This window comes from Pseudomonas sp. 13159349 (assembly GCF_013305685.1).
Lineage (GTDB): Bacteria > Pseudomonadota > Gammaproteobacteria > Pseudomonadales > Pseudomonadaceae > Aquipseudomonas > Aquipseudomonas asiatica.
Genome location: NZ_CP045553.1, coordinates 4,534,785 through 4,552,202, shown reverse-complemented (window position 1 = coordinate 4,552,202; position 17,418 = coordinate 4,534,785). Strand labels below are relative to the sequence as shown.

The window sequence follows — 17,418 nt, the reverse complement described above, 5'->3', positions numbered from 1 at the left end:
ATCATGATGCGCAGCCATTATTGCGGCCAACTGAACGAGAGCCTGGACGGCCAGGAAGTCACCCTTTGCGGCTGGGTCCATCGTCGCCGCGACCACGGCGGGGTGATCTTCCTCGACATCCGTGACCGCGAAGGCATGGCCCAGGTCGTGTTCGACCCGGATCGCGCCGAAACCTTCGCCGCTGCCGACCGCGTGCGCAGCGAATACGTCGTGCAGATCACCGGCAAGGTCCGCAAGCGCCCTGAAGGTGCGGTGAATGCCAACATGGCTTCCGGTGCCATCGAGATCCTCGGCTACCAGCTGAACGTGCTCAACGAAGCGGAAACCCCACCGTTCCCGCTGAACGAATACTCCGACGTCGGCGAAGAAACCCGCCTGCGCTACCGTTTCATCGACCTGCGTCGCCCGGAAATGGCCGACAAGCTGCGCCTGCGTTCGCGTATCACCAGCAGCATCCGTCGCTTCCTCGACGAAAACGGCTTCCTTGACGTCGAGACGCCGATCCTGACCCGTGCCACCCCGGAAGGCGCGCGTGACTACCTGGTGCCTAGCCGTACTCATGCCGGCAGCTTCTTTGCCCTGCCGCAGTCGCCGCAGCTGTTCAAGCAGTTGCTGATGGTCGCTGGCTTCGATCGCTACTACCAGATCGCCAAGTGCTTCCGTGACGAAGACCTGCGTGCCGACCGCCAGCCGGAATTCACCCAGATCGACATCGAGACCAGCTTCCTCGATGAAAGCGAGATCATGGGCCTGACCGAAAGCATGATCCGCAAGCTGTTCAAGGAAGTGCTGGACCTGGAATTCGGCGAATTCCCGCACATGACCTTCGAAGAAGCCATGCGCCGCTACGGCTCTGACAAACCGGACCTGCGTATCCCGCTGGAACTGGTCGACGTTGCCGACCAGCTCAAGGATGTCGACTTCAAGGTGTTCGCCGGCCCGGCCAACGATCCGAAGTGCCGCGTTACCGCCCTGCGCCTGCCTGGCGGCGCCAGCATGCCGCGCAGCAAGATCGACGAGTACACCAAGTTCGTCGGTATCTACGGTGCCAAGGGCCTGGCCTACATCAAGGTCAACGAGCGCGCCAAGGGTGTCGAAGGCCTGCAGTCGCCGATCGTCAAGAACATCCCCGAGGCCAACCTCAACACCATCCTCGACCGGGTTGGCGCCGTTGACGGCGACATCGTGTTCTTTGGTGCCGACAAGTTCAAGGTGGTCAGCGAAGCCCTGGGCGCGCTGCGTATCCGCCTGGGCCACGACTTCGAGCTGCTGACCTGCGAGTGGGCACCGATGTGGGTGGTCGACTTCCCGATGTTCGAAGAGAACGAGGACGGCAGCTTCACCGCGCTGCACCACCCGTTCACCGCGCCGAAGTGCACCCCGGAAGAGCTCGAGGCCAACCCGGTCGTGGCCCTGTCCCGTGCCTACGACATGGTCCTGAACGGTACCGAGCTGGGTGGCGGTTCGATCCGTATCCACCGTAAAGAGATGCAACAGGCCGTGTTCCGCCTGCTGGGCATCGAAGCGGCAGAACAGGAAGAGAAGTTCGGCTTCCTGCTCGACGCCCTGAAGTTCGGTGCACCGCCTCACGGTGGCCTGGCCTTCGGCCTGGATCGCCTGGTCATGCTGATGACCGGTGCCCAGTCGATTCGTGAAGTGATCGCCTTCCCGAAAACCCAGAGCGCCGCGTGCGTCATGACCCAGGCCCCTGGCCTGGTCGACGCCAAGGCCCTGCGCGAGCTGCACATCCGACTGCGCGAACAGACAAAGGTCGAGTAAGCAGTCCCCGGGCGCATCCACATGGATGCGCCTTTGCGTTCCGGCGCAGGCAATTTCCCGTCCCGCCCCTACAGGGGCGGGGCTGTTTGTGATTCAAAGGATTCGGAGTCGTTATGGCTGGTCATTCCAAGTGGGCGAACATCAAGCACCGCAAAGAGCGCCAGGATGCCAAGAGAGGCAAGATCTTCACCAAGTGGATCCGCGAACTGACGGTCGCTGCCAAGCAGGGTGGTGCTGACCCGGCATCCAACCCGCGCCTGCGCCTGGCGCTGGACAAGGCCCTGGGCGCCAACATGAGCCGCGACATCATCGATCGTGCCGTGGCCCGTGGTGCCGGCACCAACGAAAGCGACAACGTCGAAGAGCTCAGTTACGAAGGTTACGGTCCGGGTGGCGTGGCGATCATGGTCGAGGCCATGACCGACAACCGCAACCGTACTGCCGCCGCCGTGCGTCATGCTTTCACCAAGTGTGGTGGCAACCTGGGCACCGACGGTTCGGTGGCCTACCTGTTCGAGCGCAAGGGGCAGATCAGCTTTGCTCCGGGCGTGGAAGAAGACGCGCTGATGGAAGCGGCGATGGAAGCCGATGCCGACGACGTGGTGGCCAACGACGACGGCTCGTTCGACGTGTTCACCTCGTTCAACAGCTTCTACGCCGTGCGCAATGCCCTGGAAGAGGCTGGCTTCAAGGCCGCTGACGCTGAAATCGTCATGCAGCCGACCACCAGCGCCGAACTCGACCAGGACGGTGCCGAGAAAGTACTCAAGCTGATCGACATGCTCGAAGACCTGGATGACGTGCAGAACGTCTACTCCAATGCCCAGATTTCCGATGAGATCATGGAAAACCTCGGCTAACGTGTCCTGGCGATCCATGCCAGTTCTTCAAGTTTGTCAGCGCCTGTACCGGCCCTTTCGCGGGTAAACCCGCTCCCACAGGTACTGCACCACATTCAGAGTCGGTGCAGTACCTGTGGGAGCGGGTTTACCCGCGAAAGGGCCGGTACAGTTTGCAGAGATGCATCAATTTTTCGACAGGCACTATGACTCTGATTCTTGGTATCGACCCCGGCTCGCGCATCACCGGCTATGGCGTGGTACGCCAGACCGCCCGTGGTTGCGAGTACGTGGCGTCGGGCTGCATTCGCACCGGCAGCGGCGAGCTGCACGAACGGTTGCAGATCGTTTTTCGTGGCGTGGGTGAAATCATCGCCCAGCACGGCCCGGTAACCATGGGCATCGAGCGGGTGTTCATGGCCCGTAACGCCGACTCGGCGCTCAAACTCGGCCAGGCCCGTGGCGCGGCCATCGTCGCAGCCGCCGAAGCCGGCCTGGAAATCGCCGAGTACAGCGCCACCCAGGTCAAGCAGGCGGTAGCCGGTACCGGTGGGGCGAACAAGGAGCAGGTGATGATGATGGTCATGCACCTGCTGAAACTGACGCAGAAGCCGCAGATCGACGCTTCCGACGCCCTGGCTATCGCCCTGTGCCACGCCCACACCCGTTCCAGCCTGGTGCCGCATGGCCTGGCCACGGCACGGCGGCGCGGCGGGCGCTTGCGTCTGTAGGCGCTTCATGCGCTGATACACATTTTGTTCGGGTGATGCGTTCACCCGCTGCATTTGCTGATAGGGTTGAGCGGTCTTTGACCGGCTCCCCGAGAGGAAGGATCGGAACGTGATTGGACGTTTGCGCGGCACCCTGGCGGAAAAACAGCCGCCGCACCTGATTATCGACGTCAACGGCGTAGGTTACGAACTGGAAGTTCCCATGACCACGCTGTACCGTCTGCCCAAGGTGGGCGAACCCGTAACCGTGCACACCCACCTGGTGGTGCGCGAGGATGCTCACCTGCTCTACGGTTTTGCCGAAAAGCGTGAGCGCGAGCTGTTCCGCGAGCTCATCCGCCTGAACGGCGTAGGGCCGAAGCTGGCCCTGGCGCTCATGTCCGGGCTGGAAGTGGACGAGCTGGTGCGCTGCGTGCAGGCCCAGGATACTTCGGCCCTGGTGCGCGTGCCCGGTGTCGGCAAGAAGACCGCCGAACGCCTGCTGGTCGAGCTCAAGGACCGCTTCAAGGCTTGGGAAACCTCCCCGGCCATGTTTACCCTGGTCTCCGACGGGCCGCTGCCGGTCGCCAGCGCATCCACAGCCGAAGCCGATGCCGTCAGCGCCCTGGTTTCGCTGGGCTACAAGCCGCAGGAAGCCAGCAAGGCAATCGCCGCGATCAAGGACAAGGCCGGCCTGAGCAGTGAGGAACTGATTCGTCGCAGCCTGAAAGGGATGATTACCAAGTGATCGAAGCCGACCGCCTGATCGCCGCCAGTGGCCGCGACCGTGAAGAAGTCCAGGACCGTGCGATTCGCCCGCTGCGGCTGGACGAGTACATCGGCCAGCCGGTGGTGCGCGAGCAGATGGCGCTGTTCATCCAGGCCGCCCGTGGCCGCAGCGAGTCGCTCGACCACACGCTGATCTTCGGCCCGCCCGGCCTGGGCAAGACCACCCTGGCCAACATCATCGCCCAGGAAATGGGCGTGTCGGTCAAGAGCACTTCGGGGCCTATCCTCGAGCGCCCGGGCGACCTCGCGGCCATGCTGACCAACCTCGAACCGCACGACGTGCTGTTCATCGACGAGATACACCGGTTGTCACCGGTCGTCGAAGAGGTGCTGTACCCGGCGATGGAGGATTTCCAGCTCGACATCATGATCGGCGAAGGGCCTGCGGCCCGCTCGATCAAGCTGGACCTGCCGCCGTTTACCCTGGTCGGTGCCACCACCCGTGCCGGCATGCTCACCAACCCGCTGCGGGACCGCTTCGGTATCGTCCAGCGCCTGGAGTTCTACAGCGACAAGGACCTGGCCACCATCGTCAGCCGTTCGGCCGGCATCCTCGGCCTGGCCATCGAAGACCAGGGTGCCTACGAGATCGCCCGCCGGGCCCGCGGCACGCCACGTATTGCCAACCGCCTGCTGCGCCGCGTGCGCGACTACGCCGAAGTGCGCGGCAAGGGCCAGATCACCAAGGCCGTGGCCGACATGGCGCTCAACCTGCTGGACGTGGACGAGCGCGGCTTTGACCACTCCGACCGCCGCCTGCTGCTGACCATGATCGAGAAGTTCGACGGTGGCCCGGTCGGCGTGGACAACCTGGCGGCAGCCATCAGTGAAGAGCGCCACACCATCGAGGACGTGCTCGAGCCGTACCTGATCCAGCAAGGCTACATCATGCGCACGCCGCGCGGCCGCGTGGTCACCCGGCATGCCTACCTGCACTTTGGCCTGAACGTGCCCGGGCGCCTGGGGGAGGGTGGTGATTTTTCCGAAACGGGCGATGAGTGACAGATCGAAAACGGCTTTTCGTGGTCCTACCGCTGGCATGCCGAGGGTGCGCTGGCAATAAGACATTAATGAAGAAAAAACAGTTGCCATAGCGGATTGGCAAGCTGAGGAGTAAGCACTAGAGTATGCGCGCGCAAAATGGCCTGGAACCGTTCGCACACCGTTGTCGTGTCTATTACGAAGATACCGATGCCGGTGGCGTGGTGTATTACGTCAATTACCTGAAATTCATGGAGCGCGCGCGTACCGAGCGGCTGCGGCACCTGGGCTTTTCCCAGGCGCAGTTGGCCGAAGACAACCTGCTGTTCGTAGTCCACTCCAGCGAAGCGCGCTATCACGCGCCGGCGCGGCTGGACGACGAGCTGCGGGTTACCGCGCAAGTACTTGAACTCAATCGCGCCAGCCTGCGCTTCGTGCAGCAGGTCTGGCGGGAAAAGGATGAAACGCTGCTCTGTGAAGGGCAGTTCCTGGTGGCCGCCGTGCGCGCCGACACTTTCAAACCCCGAGCCATACCCCCGGAGCTGCGTGACGCCTTTGCGGCGGACGGCTCGGGTACTCAATCGAATGCAGGAGAATAAGCGTGGAAGCTAACGTCGTCGACCATACCTCCATGTGGAGTCTGGTCAGCAATGCCAGCGTGTTGGTACAGCTGGTAATGCTGACCCTGGTGGCCGCCTCGGTCACCTCATGGGTCATGATCTTCCAGCGCAGCACCATGCTGCGCGCCGGTCGTCGTGCGCTGGATGCCTTCGAGGAGCGCTTCTGGTCGGGCATCGACCTGTCCAAGCTGTACCGCCAGGCAGGCAGTAACCCAGACCCGGATTCTGGTGTCGAGCAGGTATTTCGTGCCGGCTTCAAGGAATTCTCGCGCCTGCGCCAGCAGCCAGGTGTTGACCCGGACGCGGTCATGGAGGGCGTTGCCCGTGCCATGCGCGTAGCCATCTCGCGCGAGGAAGAAAAGCTCGAGCAGAGCCTGCCGTTCCTGGCCACCGTCGGTTCGACCAGCCCGTACATCGGCCTGTTCGGTACCGTATGGGGCATCATGAACTCCTTCCGCGGCCTGGCCAGCGCCCAGCAGGCCACCCTGGCCACGGTCGCCCCGGGTATTGCCGAAGCGCTGATCGCCACCGCCATCGGCCTGTTCGCGGCAATTCCGGCGGTCATCGCCTACAACCGCTTCTCGGCGCGCAGCGAAGTGCTGATCGGCCGTTACTACACCTTCGCCGACGAGTTCCAGGCGATCCTGCACCGCAAAGTGCACACCAGCGAAGAGTAATCAGGTAGAAGCCCATGGCCCGAGTTCGCCACAAACGCAAGCCCGTCGCCGAGATGAACGTGGTGCCCTACATCGACGTGATGCTGGTACTGCTGGTCATCTTCATGGTGACGGCGCCCATGCTCAACCAGGGCGTCAAGGTAGACCTGCCCAAGGTTTCCAGTGAAGCCTTGCCGCAGGACAACAACGTCCAGATCCTCACCATCTCCATCAAGGCCGACAAGACCTACTACTGGAACCTCGGCAGCGAAGTCGATACCGACAAGCAGATGGACAAGGCCATGACCTTGCCAGCCATGACCGACGCGGTGACCAAGATCATTGCCGCCGGCCGTGACCAGGGCAAGCAGACCCAGGTGTTCATTCGTGGCGACAAGGCTGTCGACTATGGCGCGGTCATGGGTGCCATGGGCGGGTTGCAGAAGGCCGGTGTCGGTAACGTTGGCCTGATTACCGAGGCGCCCTGATGCAACAGCGAGAGCCATCCGCCTCGGAAAGCTACTTCTGGCCCAGTGTCTGGGCCATCGGCCTGCATGTGCTGGTGTTCGCCCTGCTGTTCGTCAGTTTTGCCATGACGCCTGAGCTGCCACCATCCAAACCGATCGTCCAGGCTACCCTGTACCAGCTCAAGTCCAAGAGCCAGGCAACCACCCAGACCAATCAGAAGATTGCGGGGGAAGCGAAGAAAACCGCTTCGCGTCAGACCGAGGTCGAGCAGCTGGAACAGAAGAAGGTCGAGCAGGAGGCCGTGAAGGCCGCGGAACAAAAGAAAGCCGACGCTGCTCAAAAGGCCGAAGAGGCCCGCGAGGCCGCCGAAGCCAAGAAAGCCGAGGCAGCTGCCGAAGCCGCCAAGGCCGCCGAGGCCAAGAAAGCAGCCGAAGCCAAGAAGGCTGAAGAGGCGAAGAAGGCTGCCGAGAAGCAGCAGGCCGACATCGCCAAGAAGAAGGCCGAGGAAGAAGCCAAGAAAAAAGCCGAGGAAGAGGCCAAGAAAGAGGCCGCTGAAGAGGCGAAGAAACAAGCCGCCGAGGATGCCAAGAAAAAGGCAGCCGAAGAGGCCAAGAAGAAAGCCGCCGAGGACGCCAAGAAGAAAGCGGCGGCCGAGGAAGCGAAGAAGAAGGCAGCTGAAGAGGCCAAGAAAAAGGCCGCTGCAGATGCCCAGAAGAAAAAGGCACAGGAAGCGGCCCGCAAGGCGGCGGAAGACAAGAAAGCCCAGGCCCTGGCCGAGCTGTTGTCCGACACCACCGAACGGCAGCAGGCGCTGGCCGACGAGCAGGGTGACCAGGTGGCCGGCGACTTCGACGACCTGATCCGCATGCGCGCGGCCGAGGGCTGGGCTCGTCCGCCTTCCGCGCGCAAGGGCATGACGGTGGTCCTGCAGATCAACATGTTGCCGGACGGTACCATCACCAGCGTCAGCGTGGCCCGGTCCAGTGGTGACGGCCCGTACGACAGCTCGGCGGTGGCAGCAGTGAAGAACATCGGTCGTCTGACCGAGATGCAGGGTATGAAGCCGAGCGATTTCAACCAATATCGTTCGTTCAAGATGACATTTACACCTGAGGATCTAGCGTTGTGATTAAACGTCTGAGAGGACTGCTGGTCATGCTGTGCTGCGTGGCAGGCATGGCCGTTGCAGAGGAAAAGAACATCCTGGTCACCAGCGGCAGCGACCGGGCCACGCCCATCGCGGTAGTGCCGTTCGGTCTGCAGGGCGGCAGCGTGCTGCCGGAAGACATGGCCGACATCATCGGCAACGACCTGCGCAACTCCGGCTACTACTCGCCGATTCCGCGGCAGAACATGATCAGCCAGCCGTCGCAGGCCAGCGAAGTGATCTTCCGTGACTGGAAAGCGCTGGGTGCGCAGTACGTGATGGTCGGCAGCATCGTGCCGTCGGGCGGTCGCCTGCAGGTGCAGTACGCGCTGTTCAACGTCGCCACCGAGCAGCAAGTGCTGACCGGTAGCGTGGCGGGCAGCGTCGACCAGCTGCGCGACATGGCGCACTACATTGCCGACCAGTCGTTCGAGAAGCTCACCGGCATCAAGGGTGCTTTCTCCACCCGCATGCTGTACGTGACGGCCGAGCGCTTCTCCACCAACAACACCCGCTATACCCTGCAGCGTTCGGACTATGACGGTGCACGTGCGGTCACCCTGCTGCAATCGCGCGAGCCGATCCTGTCGCCACGCTTTGCACCGGATGGCAAGCGCATCGCCTATGTCTCGTTCGAGCAGAAGCGTCCGCGCATCTTCGTCCAGCACATCGATACCGGTCGCCGCGAGCAGGTCACCAACTTCGAAGGCCTGAACGGTGCGCCAGCCTGGTCGCCGGACGGCACGCGCCTGGCATTCGTGCTGTCGAAGGACGGCAACCCGGACATCTACGTGATGAACGTGGCTTCGCGTCAAATCAGCCGTGTCACCGCTGGCCCGGGCATCAACACCGAGCCGTTCTGGGGCAAGGATGGCAACACTCTGTACTTCACCTCCGACCGTGGCGGCAAGCCGCAGATCTACAAGCAGTCGGTCGGTGGCGGTGGTGCCGAGCGTGTAACTTTCGTGGGTAACTACAACGCCAACCCGAAACTGTCGGCGGACGAAAAGACCCTGGTGATGATCCATCGCCAGCAGGGCTTCACCAACTTCAAAGTTGCGGCCCAGGATTTGCAACGCGGAAGTGTAAAGATTCTCTCTGAAACGAGTCTTGATGAGTCTCCCACTGTTGCGCCAAACGGCACCATGCTAATCTACGCCACCCGCCAGCAGGGCCGGGGAGTCTTGATGCTCGTGTCGCTTAATGGCCGCGTGAGGCTCCCACTTCCTACCGCTCAAGGCGAAGTCAGAGAACCGTCCTGGTCCCCTTACCTGAACTGATTGCGGCGTAATACTTTTGCTTAACACACTGGGGTTTCATTAGGAGTTTCACGATGGAAATGCTGAAGTTTGGTAAATTTGCTGCGCTGGCTCTGGCCATGGCCGTAGCTGTAGGTTGCTCCTCGAAGGGCGGTGACAACGCAGGCGAAGGCGCTGCTGTAGATCCGAATGCTGGCTACGGTGCCAACACTGGCGCTGTTGACGGCTCCCTGAGCGAAGAAGCTGCCCTGCGCGCAATCACCACCTTCTACTTCGAATACGACAGCTCGGACCTGAAGCCAGAAGCCATGCGCGCCCTGGACGTTCACGCCAAGGACCTGAAAGCCAACGGCAACCGCGTTGTCCTGGAAGGCAACACCGACGAGCGCGGCACCCGCGAGTACAACATGGCTCTGGGTGAGCGTCGTGCCAAGGCCGTTCAGCGTTACCTGGTTCTGCAGGGCGTTTCCCCTGCTCAGCTGGAACTGGTCTCCTACGGTGAAGAGCGTCCGGTTGCCACTGGCAACGACGAGCAGTCCTGGGCTCAGAACCGTCGCGTAGAACTGCGTAAGTAAGTTCTCATGCGTATGGGCCGCCGTGTAGTAACCGTCCTCGCACTCAGCCTGCCGCTTGCGGCCTGGGCTGAGGTCCCTGTAGTTGATGACAACGCAGGCAGCTATCCGCCTGCGGGTTATGGCACGAGCGGCGCCTATGCCGGGTCAGGGGCTTCGGCCCCTGCCTCTGCACAGGGCCAGCTGTTCATGCAGCTGCAACAGATGCAGGATCAGCTTTCCCGCCAGCAAGGCATCATCGAAGAACTGCAGAACGATGTGTCGCGCATGAAGCAGGAAAACCTGGAGCGTTACCAGGACCTGGACCGTCGCATCAACAGTGGCGCCGCGCCTGCCGCGACCCCTGACAATTCCTCCGGTGGTGGTGCATCCAATGCCGCCCCCGATGCAGCAGCAGGTGCTGCTGCTCAACAACCGGCCGCCAGTAGCGAGCCCGGTGATCCGGCGAAAGAAAAGCTCTACTACGATGCCGCTTTCGACCTGATCAAGCAGAAAGACTTCGACAAGGCCAGCCAGGCGTTCAACGCCTTCCTGCGCAAGTACCCCAACAGCCAGTACGCCGGCAATGCCCAGTACTGGTTGGGGGAAGTGAACCTGGCCAAGGGCGACCTGCCGGCTGCCAGCCAGGCCTTCGCCCAAGTCAGCCAGAAGTATCCGAAGCACAGCAAGGTGCCGGATTCGCTGTACAAGCTGGCCGACGTCGAGCGCCGCATGGGCCACACCGACAAGGTCAAGGGTATCCTGCAGCAGGTCATTACCCAGTACCCTGGCACCTCGGCCGCGCAACTGGCCCAGCGTGACCTGCAAAAGCTCTAGGCAGTTACGTTTGAAAGAAACCCGCGCTTGTCGCGGGTTTTTTCGTTAGAATCAATGCCCTTTTTTCGTAAACACGCTGCTGCGGATAACGCTATGTCGAGTCCGCGACAGTGCCTGACGGAGGCGGGCAGCCTGTTTAGCTGTCACGCCCGTGGCGAGCATGCAAGACACATTACGCATCACCGAAGTCTTTTACTCCTTGCAGGGTGAAACGCGAACGGCTGGGTTGCCCACGGTATTCGTGCGCCTCACCGGTTGCCCCCTGCGCTGCCAGTACTGTGACAGTGCCTATGCCTTCAGTGGCGGCACCGTTCGCACCCTCGATTCGATCCTTGAGCAGGTCGCCGGCTTCAAGCCGCGCTACGTTTGCGTCACCGGCGGCGAGCCATTGGCCCAGCCCAACGCCTTGCCGCTGTTGCAGCGCCTGTGTGACGCCGGTTACGAAGTGTCGCTGGAAACCAGCGGCGCGCTGGATATTGCCGGCACCGACACCCGCGTCAGCCGCGTGGTCGACCTGAAGACCCCAGGCTCCGAAGAGTCGCACCGTAACCGCTACGAGAACATCGAGCAGCTGACCCGCAACGACCAGGTCAAGTTCGTCATCTGTTCCCGTGAGGACTATGACTGGGCGGTCTCCAAACTGATCCAGTACAACCTGGCCGAGCGTGCCGGCGAGGTGTTGTTCTCGCCCAGCCACCACCAGGTGAACGCCAGCGAGCTGGCGGACTGGATCGTCGCCGACAACCTGCCCGTACGCTTCCAGCTGCAGCTGCACAAGCTGCTGTGGAACGACGAACCCGGACGTTGATTGAGGAGCAAGTACACATGACCGACAAACGCGCAGTAATCCTGCTGTCCGGCGGCCTGGACTCGGCCACCGTGGTCGCCATGGCCAAGGCCGAAGGCTACAGCTGCTACACCATGAGTTTCGACTACGGCCAGCGCCACCGCGCCGAACTGAACGCCGCCGCCCGCGTTGCCCGTGACTTGGGCGTGGTCGAGCACAAGGTGATTGGCCTGAACCTTGACGGCATCGGTGGCTCGGCATTGACCGACAGCAGCATCGACGTACCGGAAACCCCGGGTGAAGGCATCCCGGTCACCTACGTGCCGGCGCGCAACACTGTGTTCCTGTCCCTGGCCCTGGGCTGGGCAGAGGTGCTGGAAGCCCGCGACATCTTCATTGGTGTGAACGCCGTGGATTACTCCGGCTACCCCGATTGCCGCCCCGAGTTCGTCGAAGCCTTCGAACGCATGGCCAACCTGGCGACCAAAGCCGGCGTCGAAGGGCAGGGCTTCCGTATCCAGGCGCCCCTGCAGAACCTGAGCAAGGCGCAGATCGTGCAGGCCGGCATGGCTCGCGGTGTGGATTACAGCCTGACCGTTTCCTGCTACCAGGCTGATGATGACGGCCGTGCCTGCGGCAAATGCGACAGCTGCCGCCTGCGTGCCGACGGCTTCAAGGCAGCTGGTGTCGAAGACCCGACGCGGTACTTTTGAAAAAAGTTTATGGGGTGTTGATTTCCCGTTAGAAATCAGTATTATACGCGCCATCCAACGGGTCGTTAGCTCAGTTGGTAGAGCAGTTGGCTTTTAACCAATTGGTCGTAGGTTCGAATCCTACACGACCCACCATATGCAGTACGTCAAAGCCCGCTACCGGCAACGGTGGCGGGCTTTTTCGTTTTCCGTTGGCCGAGTTTTATTGCTCGGTTTACGCGATTGCTTGTAGGAGCGGCCTTGCGTCGCGATCGGGCTGCGTAGCAGCCCCAGCAATTTGTGCGTTTTTGCTGAAGCCCTGGGGCTGCTGCGCAGCCCGATCGCGGCGCAAGGCCGCTCCTACAGGGGGCTGTGCAGACTCCAGATGTCTTACTCTGCCCACTCCGGATCCCCGGTAAACACCACCGTCAGCCAGCGGTCCGGCCCTTCACCACCCACGGCATCACCGATCTCGTTGCGCCACGCATCCCATTCATCGATGGTTTTCGCGGCCATGGCCTTCGGCACGATGAAATACAGTTCGATCTCCCGCGAGCGCCCGACCTTGGCCACATAGGCGCGGTACGACTGCAACCCATGGCGTGCGACGAAGGCCTTGGCGACTTCATCCACGTGCAGCTTGAGGTCGCCAGGGGTCACCAGGAAAATTTCCGACAGGGCCTGGCGCACCACCGACATCGGCAACGGCACGATCACCAGGCAGACCAGCGCCAGCACCGCCGGGTCGATATACGGCGACACCCACTCCAGCGATGTGCCTTGCACCGCATAGCCAAAGCAGAAGGCGATCAGCAGCGCGGCGGTGATGCTGGCCGACATCACCCAGCCCTTGACGTCCATGCGCACGAAGTCCGAGCCCAGCTTGCGGTTGGCGCGGGCCTCGACAACAGCGATGGTCACGCAGGCGATCACGGTCAGCACCGCGTAGACCATGGCGATGCCGAACTCCAGGTGGCGCCCGCCTTGCAGCAGGCTGCTGACGGCGTTGATCAGCGCATAGATGGCCACTCCGCTGAGCAGGATGCCGTTGAGCGCCAGCACCATCGGCTCCAGGTGCCAGAAGCCCATGGTGAAGCGCTCGCGCAACTTGCGTGACATCTGCACGCTGGTGGTATGCGCGGTAATCAGCCTGACCACCACCAGCGACAGCCCGCTCATGCTGGCATCGACCAGCGAATAGACGCCGTCGAACACGATGGAGAACGAGCCGGAGGCCAGGCCGAAGGCGATGCCGATGACGGCGATGAACAGGGTGACGGCGATCGAGGTGCGTAACAGGCCCTGTTCGCTGCTGATGTCGAAGAAGGTGGGGCGAGTCGGGTTTTGCATAGGTTGTACTCGATAAAATCAATAATGCTGTATTGCCTGTTGGGGCCTCTTCGCGGGCTCGCCCGCTCCCACAGGGTATGGCGCCACCCCGAAGGGCTGGGCATTTCCTGTGGGAGCGGGCATGCCCGCGAAGAAGGCGCACTGGCCCTGACAGGTTAGACGCGGAACTGCTCCATCAGCGCCTGCTGCTGGTTGGCCAGCCGGTTCAGGGCCTGGCTGATCCGCGCTGACTCATCGGCCTGGCCTGCCAGCGATTCGGTCACATCGCGAATGCCAGCCACATTGCGGTTCACCTCTTCGGCTACTGCGCTCTGCTCTTCAGCCGCCGAGGCAATCTGCAGGTTCATGTCGCTGATCACTGCCACTGCCTCGCCAATACGTTGTAGCGCCGGCAGCGCCTGTTCCATCCGCGCGGCGCTGTCCTGGGCCTGGCGCTGGCCTTCCTGCATCGCGCCCACCACATCCTGGGTGCCTTGCTGCAAGCCTTCGATGACCTGGCGAATTTCCTCCACCGACAACTGGGTACGCTGGGCCAGACCACGCACTTCATCTGCCACCACGGCAAAACCACGCCCGGCTTCGCCTGCACGGGCGGCTTCGATGGCGGCGTTGAGCGCCAGCAGGTTGGTTTGCTCGGCAATGGTGCGGATCACTTCCAGCACCGATCCGATCTGCCCGCTGCGGCCTTCCAGCGCGCGCGCCTCGTCCATGGCGGTGTTCATGCCAGCGGCCAGGCGGTCGATGCCCTGCCGGGTGCTGTCGATCAGCTGCAGGCCCTCGCGGCTGGCTTGGTCGGCAGCGCGTGCGGCCTGGGCCGCCTGCGAGGCGTTATGGGCGACATCCAGGGCGGTGGCGCTCATTTCATTGGCGGCGGTGGCCACCTGTTCGATTTCGCGGTGCTGTTGCTGCATGCCGGTGCTGGTCTGGCTGGCGATGGCTGCCGACTGGTCGGCGGTTCCGCGGGCTTCCTGCAGTGAGCCTTTGACCTGGGCTATGACTGGCTGCAGCTTGTCGAGAAAGCGGTTGAACCAACCGGTAAGCTGGCCCAGTTCGTCCTGGCGGGCATACTCCAGGCGGCGGGTAAGGTCGCCTTCGCCGCTGGCGATGTCTTCCAGGCGCGCGGCCACGGCCAGGATTGGCCGGGTCACCCCGCGTGCGGTCAGCCACACCAGCAGCAAACCGACTACCGCAGCGCCCAGACCAACCAGCAGGCTGGTGAGGTTGGCGCTGTGGTTGTGCGCATCCAGGCGCTGGTTGAGGGCGACGGCAGGCGCCTGCAGCACGCTTTCCGGCAGTTCCAGCAATACCTGCCAAGGGGCTGCATCAGGGATTGGCGTGAACGGGTGGGCAACACGCAGCAGGCCGTCGGCTACCGCCTTGTCCATCGGCTCGCCGAGCTTGCTGTCGTCGCGGCTGTTGCCGGCCAGCAAACCGGCCGCGCTGGCGATACTGACCTGGCCCTGGCCGTCGAACAGCTCCCGGCGGCCATCCACGCTCAACTGCTGCAGGTTGGCCAGGCCGATGTCCAGACCGACCACGCCGACCACCTTGCCGTGCTCCTGCAGCGGCAGGGCGATGCTGGTCATCAGTACCTGGCGGCCATTCACCTCGTCGAGATATGGCTCGAGCATGCAGGTTCTGGCGGTGTCCTGCGGGCAGGTCAGCCAGCGGTTCTTCGCCACGCCGTTGCTGCCGATGCTGGCGTCTCCGAGCATCGACTCCGGCATGGCTTCAAGCTCCAGGGTGCCGGGGCGGGGTTGTGACCAGTACAGCGAGAAGCGCCCGCTCTCATTGCTGCCCAATGCATCCTGGCCGAGGTACTGGCTGTCCGGGTCCAGGGCGTTGGGCTGGAACACCAGGTACAGGCCGATCACATCCGGGTTGCCCGCCAGGCTGGCACGGGCCTGGCGCGTCAGTTCGGCGCGCAGGTCGTTGCCGCCACGGGCCTTGAGCACCTGCACCAGGCGGGCAAAGCCATTGCCGTACTGGTAGGCGTCCATGAAATAGCGCTGGATGCGCAGGGCCTGGGTTTCGGCATGGGCCTGCAGGCGCAGGCGTGCGCTGCTGTCGAGCATTTCGGTATTGGCCTGGTTGACCAAAGCCGCGCTGCGCCGCGCCTGGGCCAGCGATGTGGTTACCAGCAGGGCGACGATGGCCAGCAGGCAGAGGCCGGCGAGCAGGGTGATCTTCCACTGGATGGAGAGGCGACGCAGCGGCATGAGGGCTTTCCTTTTCGAGCAAATGCAACGCCCGCGATCAGGCGCGGGCGTTGTCGGCAGCATGGGTCATTCAGCGATGTAGTTGGGCGGAGAGTCCCTGAAGGCTTTGGTCAGCCAGGCCAGGTACAGCAGGCCGAGCAGTGCCCAGACGCCACCGAACAGCAGCGAGTGTGCGTTCAGGTCCAGCCACAGCGAGACGATGATGCAGAAGCCGATGGTGGGTGCCACCAGGTATGTCAGCTGGTTGGCCAGGCCCTGGCGCTTGCCTTCGCGCAGGTAGCAGTGGTTGATCACCGACAGGTTGACGAAGCTGAACGCGACCAGCGCACCGAAGTTGATGATCGAGGTGGCGGTAACCAGGTCGAAGAAGATCGCCGACAGTGAAATCAGCCCCACCACCGCAATATTCAGCACTGGCGTCTTGTAACGCGAGTGCAGGCGGGCGAACAGGCTGGCCGGGATCACATTGTCGCGGCCCATCACGTACAGCAGGCGCGACACGCTGGTCTGCGAGGCCAGGCCCGAGGCGATGGTGTTGATCACGGTGCAGGCGATGAAGATCGACTGGAACAGCTTGCCGCCGACGTACAGGGCGATTTCCGGCAGTGCTGCTTCCTGGTCGTGGAAACGGGACATGGTCGGGAAGTAGGCCTGGATGAAGTACGACACGGTGATGAACACCAGGCCGCCAATCAGGGCGGTGAGGAAGATCGCGCGAGGGATGGTCTTGCCCGGGTCGCGGGTTTCTTCGGACAGGCAGGTCACCGCGTCGAAGCCGAGGAACGAGAAGCACAGGATGGTCGCACCGGCGGCCAGGGCGCTGAGCTGGGTCTGATTGTCGGCGAACGGCAGCAGGCTCCAGGCGGTACCTAGCCCTTCACCCTGGTCCAGGCCGCGCACGCACAGGTAGATGAACACGGCGATGATCGCCACCTGCACGGCCACGAACAGCAGGTTGAAGTGCGCCACCAGGTTCACGCTGCGCATGTTGATCAGGCTGATCAGGGTTACGAAGCCTGCCACCCACATCCATTCCGGTACTTCCGGGAACATGGCCGAAAGGTACAGCTTGGCCAGCAAGGCGTTGACCATTGGCAGCAGCAGGTAGTCCAGCAACGACGACCAGCCGACCAGAAAGCCGACGTGCGGGTTGATCGCGCGCTGGGTGTAGGTGTAGGCCGAGCCCGACTGCGGGAAGCGCCTTACCAGGGTGCCGTAGCTCACGGCGGTGAACAGGATCCCCGCCAGTGCCAGGATGTAGGCGCTGGGTACGTGGCCGGCAGTTATACCGGAAACGATGCCGAAGGTGTCGAACACGGTCATCGGGGTCAGGTAGGCCAGACCGATGATGATAACGTGCCAGAGACGCAGGGTTTTACGGAGTTGGCCGTTGCCGGAAGCGCTGTGGTCAGGCTGCATGCTGGCATGGCTCCTGCGGCTGGGCGTAAACGGCGGGCACGGTGTACTGCGCATGCGGCAAGGGCGAGCGGGTGGGCTCCATGTTGTTCACCTTTATTGTTGGAGCAGCGGGGGCGCGGGGGAGCGCGCAAAGTGGTGAAAATAAAAAACGATGGGTAGCTTAGTGTCAAGTTAAACATGACAAGATGTTGCTGGATTGAAATACTTATCGATTAAAGTGGGGTTTTGTTCGGTTTTTGCGCGTTTTTTTGCGGTTGTGATCAATTTTGGTGTTCGCAAAAATTAACGAATGCCCGTCTCCCTTGGCAGGTCTGT

Annotated in this window: 17 protein-coding genes, 1 tRNA gene and 1 pseudogene; 15 read left to right on the top strand and 4 right to left on the bottom strand. The window is 62.5% G+C overall.

All coding sequences use genetic code 11. The features are described from left to right. The first annotated feature begins 3 nt into the window (after nucleotides 1–3). From aspS to GEV38_RS20965, 15 genes are all read left to right on the top strand, one after another. On the top strand, nucleotides 4–1,779 hold the full coding sequence (aspS, locus tag GEV38_RS21035; protein ID WP_173896004.1) for an aspartate--tRNA ligase: 1,776 nt from the start codon (nucleotides 4–6) through the stop codon (nucleotides 1,777–1,779). Between the two features lie 113 nt (nucleotides 1,780–1,892). Then, entirely contained in the window at nucleotides 1,893–2,639 is a 747-nt protein-coding gene (locus GEV38_RS21030; RefSeq protein ID WP_013973810.1) for a YebC/PmpR family DNA-binding transcriptional regulator, read from the top strand. 185 nt (nucleotides 2,640–2,824) lie between these two features. Beyond that, nucleotides 2,825–3,349 (top strand): crossover junction endodeoxyribonuclease RuvC, encoded by a 525-nt coding sequence (gene ruvC / locus GEV38_RS21025; RefSeq protein ID WP_004375291.1) that lies wholly within the window; start codon nucleotides 2,825–2,827, stop codon nucleotides 3,347–3,349. A gap of 109 nt (nucleotides 3,350–3,458) precedes the next feature. Further along, complete coding sequence (ruvA, locus tag GEV38_RS21020) at nucleotides 3,459–4,076, top strand: Holliday junction branch migration protein RuvA (protein ID WP_015271473.1); 618 nt, start codon at nucleotides 3,459–3,461, stop codon at nucleotides 4,074–4,076. After that, on the top strand, nucleotides 4,073–5,119 hold the full coding sequence (gene ruvB, locus GEV38_RS21015; protein WP_004375289.1) for a Holliday junction branch migration DNA helicase RuvB: 1,047 nt from the start codon (nucleotides 4,073–4,075) through the stop codon (nucleotides 5,117–5,119). The genes ruvA and ruvB overlap by 4 nt, the downstream gene beginning before the upstream one ends. A gap of 125 nt (nucleotides 5,120–5,244) precedes the next feature. Then, nucleotides 5,245–5,697, top strand: coding sequence for a tol-pal system-associated acyl-CoA thioesterase (ybgC, locus tag GEV38_RS21010; protein WP_015271472.1), 453 nt, complete (start codon nucleotides 5,245–5,247; stop codon nucleotides 5,695–5,697). A 2-nt stretch (nucleotides 5,698–5,699) separates the two neighbouring features. Beyond that, on the top strand, nucleotides 5,700–6,395 hold the full coding sequence (tolQ, locus tag GEV38_RS21005; RefSeq protein ID WP_015271471.1) for a protein TolQ: 696 nt from the start codon (nucleotides 5,700–5,702) through the stop codon (nucleotides 6,393–6,395). 14 nt (nucleotides 6,396–6,409) lie between these two features. After that, nucleotides 6,410–6,862 carry a protein TolR gene (gene tolR / locus GEV38_RS21000; RefSeq protein ID WP_003254760.1) on the top strand — a complete coding sequence of 151 codons (453 nt, stop codon included), beginning with the start codon at nucleotides 6,410–6,412 and terminating at the stop codon, nucleotides 6,860–6,862. Then, entirely contained in the window at nucleotides 6,862–7,971 is a 1,110-nt protein-coding gene (tolA, locus tag GEV38_RS20995) for a cell envelope integrity protein TolA (RefSeq protein WP_054572633.1), read from the top strand. Before tolR ends, tolA begins: the two co-directional genes overlap by 1 nt. A gap of 26 nt (nucleotides 7,972–7,997) precedes the next feature. Further along, nucleotides 7,998–9,269 carry a Tol-Pal system beta propeller repeat protein TolB gene (gene tolB / locus GEV38_RS20990; RefSeq protein ID WP_038408273.1) on the top strand — a complete coding sequence of 424 codons (1,272 nt, stop codon included), beginning with the start codon at nucleotides 7,998–8,000 and terminating at the stop codon, nucleotides 9,267–9,269. Nucleotides 9,270–9,322: 53 nt separating this feature from the next. Continuing rightward, nucleotides 9,323–9,823, top strand: a complete 501-nt coding sequence (gene pal, locus GEV38_RS20985) for a peptidoglycan-associated lipoprotein Pal (protein WP_003254755.1) — start codon at nucleotides 9,323–9,325, stop codon at nucleotides 9,821–9,823. Between the two features lie 6 nt (nucleotides 9,824–9,829). Further along, on the top strand, nucleotides 9,830–10,636 hold the full coding sequence (gene ybgF, locus GEV38_RS20980) for a tol-pal system protein YbgF (RefSeq protein WP_054572634.1): 807 nt from the start codon (nucleotides 9,830–9,832) through the stop codon (nucleotides 10,634–10,636). Nucleotides 10,637–10,796: 160 nt separating this feature from the next. Then, nucleotides 10,797–11,444 (top strand): 7-carboxy-7-deazaguanine synthase QueE, encoded by a 648-nt coding sequence (queE, locus tag GEV38_RS20975; protein ID WP_015271468.1) that lies wholly within the window; start codon nucleotides 10,797–10,799, stop codon nucleotides 11,442–11,444. 17 nt (nucleotides 11,445–11,461) lie between these two features. Next, complete coding sequence (gene queC / locus GEV38_RS20970) at nucleotides 11,462–12,136, top strand: 7-cyano-7-deazaguanine synthase QueC (RefSeq protein ID WP_015271467.1); 675 nt, start codon at nucleotides 11,462–11,464, stop codon at nucleotides 12,134–12,136. Nucleotides 12,137–12,195: 59 nt separating this feature from the next. Continuing rightward, nucleotides 12,196–12,271: transfer RNA gene (locus GEV38_RS20965), tRNA-Lys, on the top strand. Nucleotides 12,272–12,505: 234 nt separating this feature from the next. Here the strand turns inward: GEV38_RS20965 and GEV38_RS20960 are convergent. From GEV38_RS20960 to GEV38_RS20950, 4 genes and pseudogenes are all read right to left on the bottom strand, one after another. After that, nucleotides 12,506–13,465 (bottom strand): cation diffusion facilitator family transporter, encoded by a 960-nt coding sequence (locus GEV38_RS20960; RefSeq protein ID WP_015271466.1) that lies wholly within the window; start codon nucleotides 13,463–13,465, stop codon nucleotides 12,506–12,508. A gap of 155 nt (nucleotides 13,466–13,620) precedes the next feature. Then, the gene (locus tag GEV38_RS28090; RefSeq protein ID WP_371035244.1) at nucleotides 13,621–14,376 is read right to left on the bottom strand and encodes a methyl-accepting chemotaxis protein; all 756 of its coding nucleotides are present in this window, start codon (nucleotides 14,374–14,376) and stop codon (nucleotides 13,621–13,623) included. Nucleotides 14,377–14,478: 102 nt separating this feature from the next. Beyond that, nucleotides 14,479–15,465 (bottom strand): annotated as a pseudogene (locus tag GEV38_RS28085) (HAMP domain-containing protein); the annotation flags it as partial. Between the two features lie 285 nt (nucleotides 15,466–15,750). Next, nucleotides 15,751–17,103, bottom strand: coding sequence for an APC family permease (locus GEV38_RS20950; RefSeq protein ID WP_015271464.1), 1,353 nt, complete (start codon nucleotides 17,101–17,103; stop codon nucleotides 15,751–15,753). Nucleotides 17,104–17,418 lie beyond the last annotated feature (315 nt).

Bases quoted from the DNA above. Each gene is read 5' to 3' on its own strand.
- aspS (WP_173896004.1), top strand. From the start codon at position 4: ATGATGCGCAGCCATTATTGCGGCCAACTGAACGAGAGCCTGGACGGC.
- GEV38_RS21030 (WP_013973810.1), top strand. From the start codon at position 1,893: ATGGCTGGTCATTCCAAGTGGGCGAACATCAAGCACCGCAAAGAGCGC.
- tolB (WP_038408273.1), top strand. From the start codon at position 7,998: ATGCTGTGCTGCGTGGCAGGCATGGCCGTTGCAGAGGAAAAGAACATC.
- GEV38_RS20950 (WP_015271464.1), bottom strand. From the start codon at position 17,103: ATGCAGCCTGACCACAGCGCTTCCGGCAACGGCCAACTCCGTAAAACC.
- GEV38_RS28090 (WP_371035244.1), bottom strand. From the start codon at position 14,376: ATGCAGCAACAGCACCGCGAAATCGAACAGGTGGCCACCGCCGCCAAT.
- tolA (WP_054572633.1), top strand. From the start codon at position 6,862: ATGCAACAGCGAGAGCCATCCGCCTCGGAAAGCTACTTCTGGCCCAGT.
- ybgC (WP_015271472.1), top strand. From the start codon at position 5,245: ATGCGCGCGCAAAATGGCCTGGAACCGTTCGCACACCGTTGTCGTGTC.
- queE (WP_015271468.1), top strand. From the start codon at position 10,797: ATGCAAGACACATTACGCATCACCGAAGTCTTTTACTCCTTGCAGGGT.
- ruvC (WP_004375291.1), top strand. From the start codon at position 2,825: ATGACTCTGATTCTTGGTATCGACCCCGGCTCGCGCATCACCGGCTAT.
- ybgF (WP_054572634.1), top strand. From the start codon at position 9,830: ATGCGTATGGGCCGCCGTGTAGTAACCGTCCTCGCACTCAGCCTGCCG.
- pal (WP_003254755.1), top strand. From the start codon at position 9,323: ATGGAAATGCTGAAGTTTGGTAAATTTGCTGCGCTGGCTCTGGCCATG.
- GEV38_RS20960 (WP_015271466.1), bottom strand. From the start codon at position 13,465: ATGCAAAACCCGACTCGCCCCACCTTCTTCGACATCAGCAGCGAACAG.
- queC (WP_015271467.1), top strand. From the start codon at position 11,462: ATGACCGACAAACGCGCAGTAATCCTGCTGTCCGGCGGCCTGGACTCG.
- tolR (WP_003254760.1), top strand. From the start codon at position 6,410: ATGGCCCGAGTTCGCCACAAACGCAAGCCCGTCGCCGAGATGAACGTG.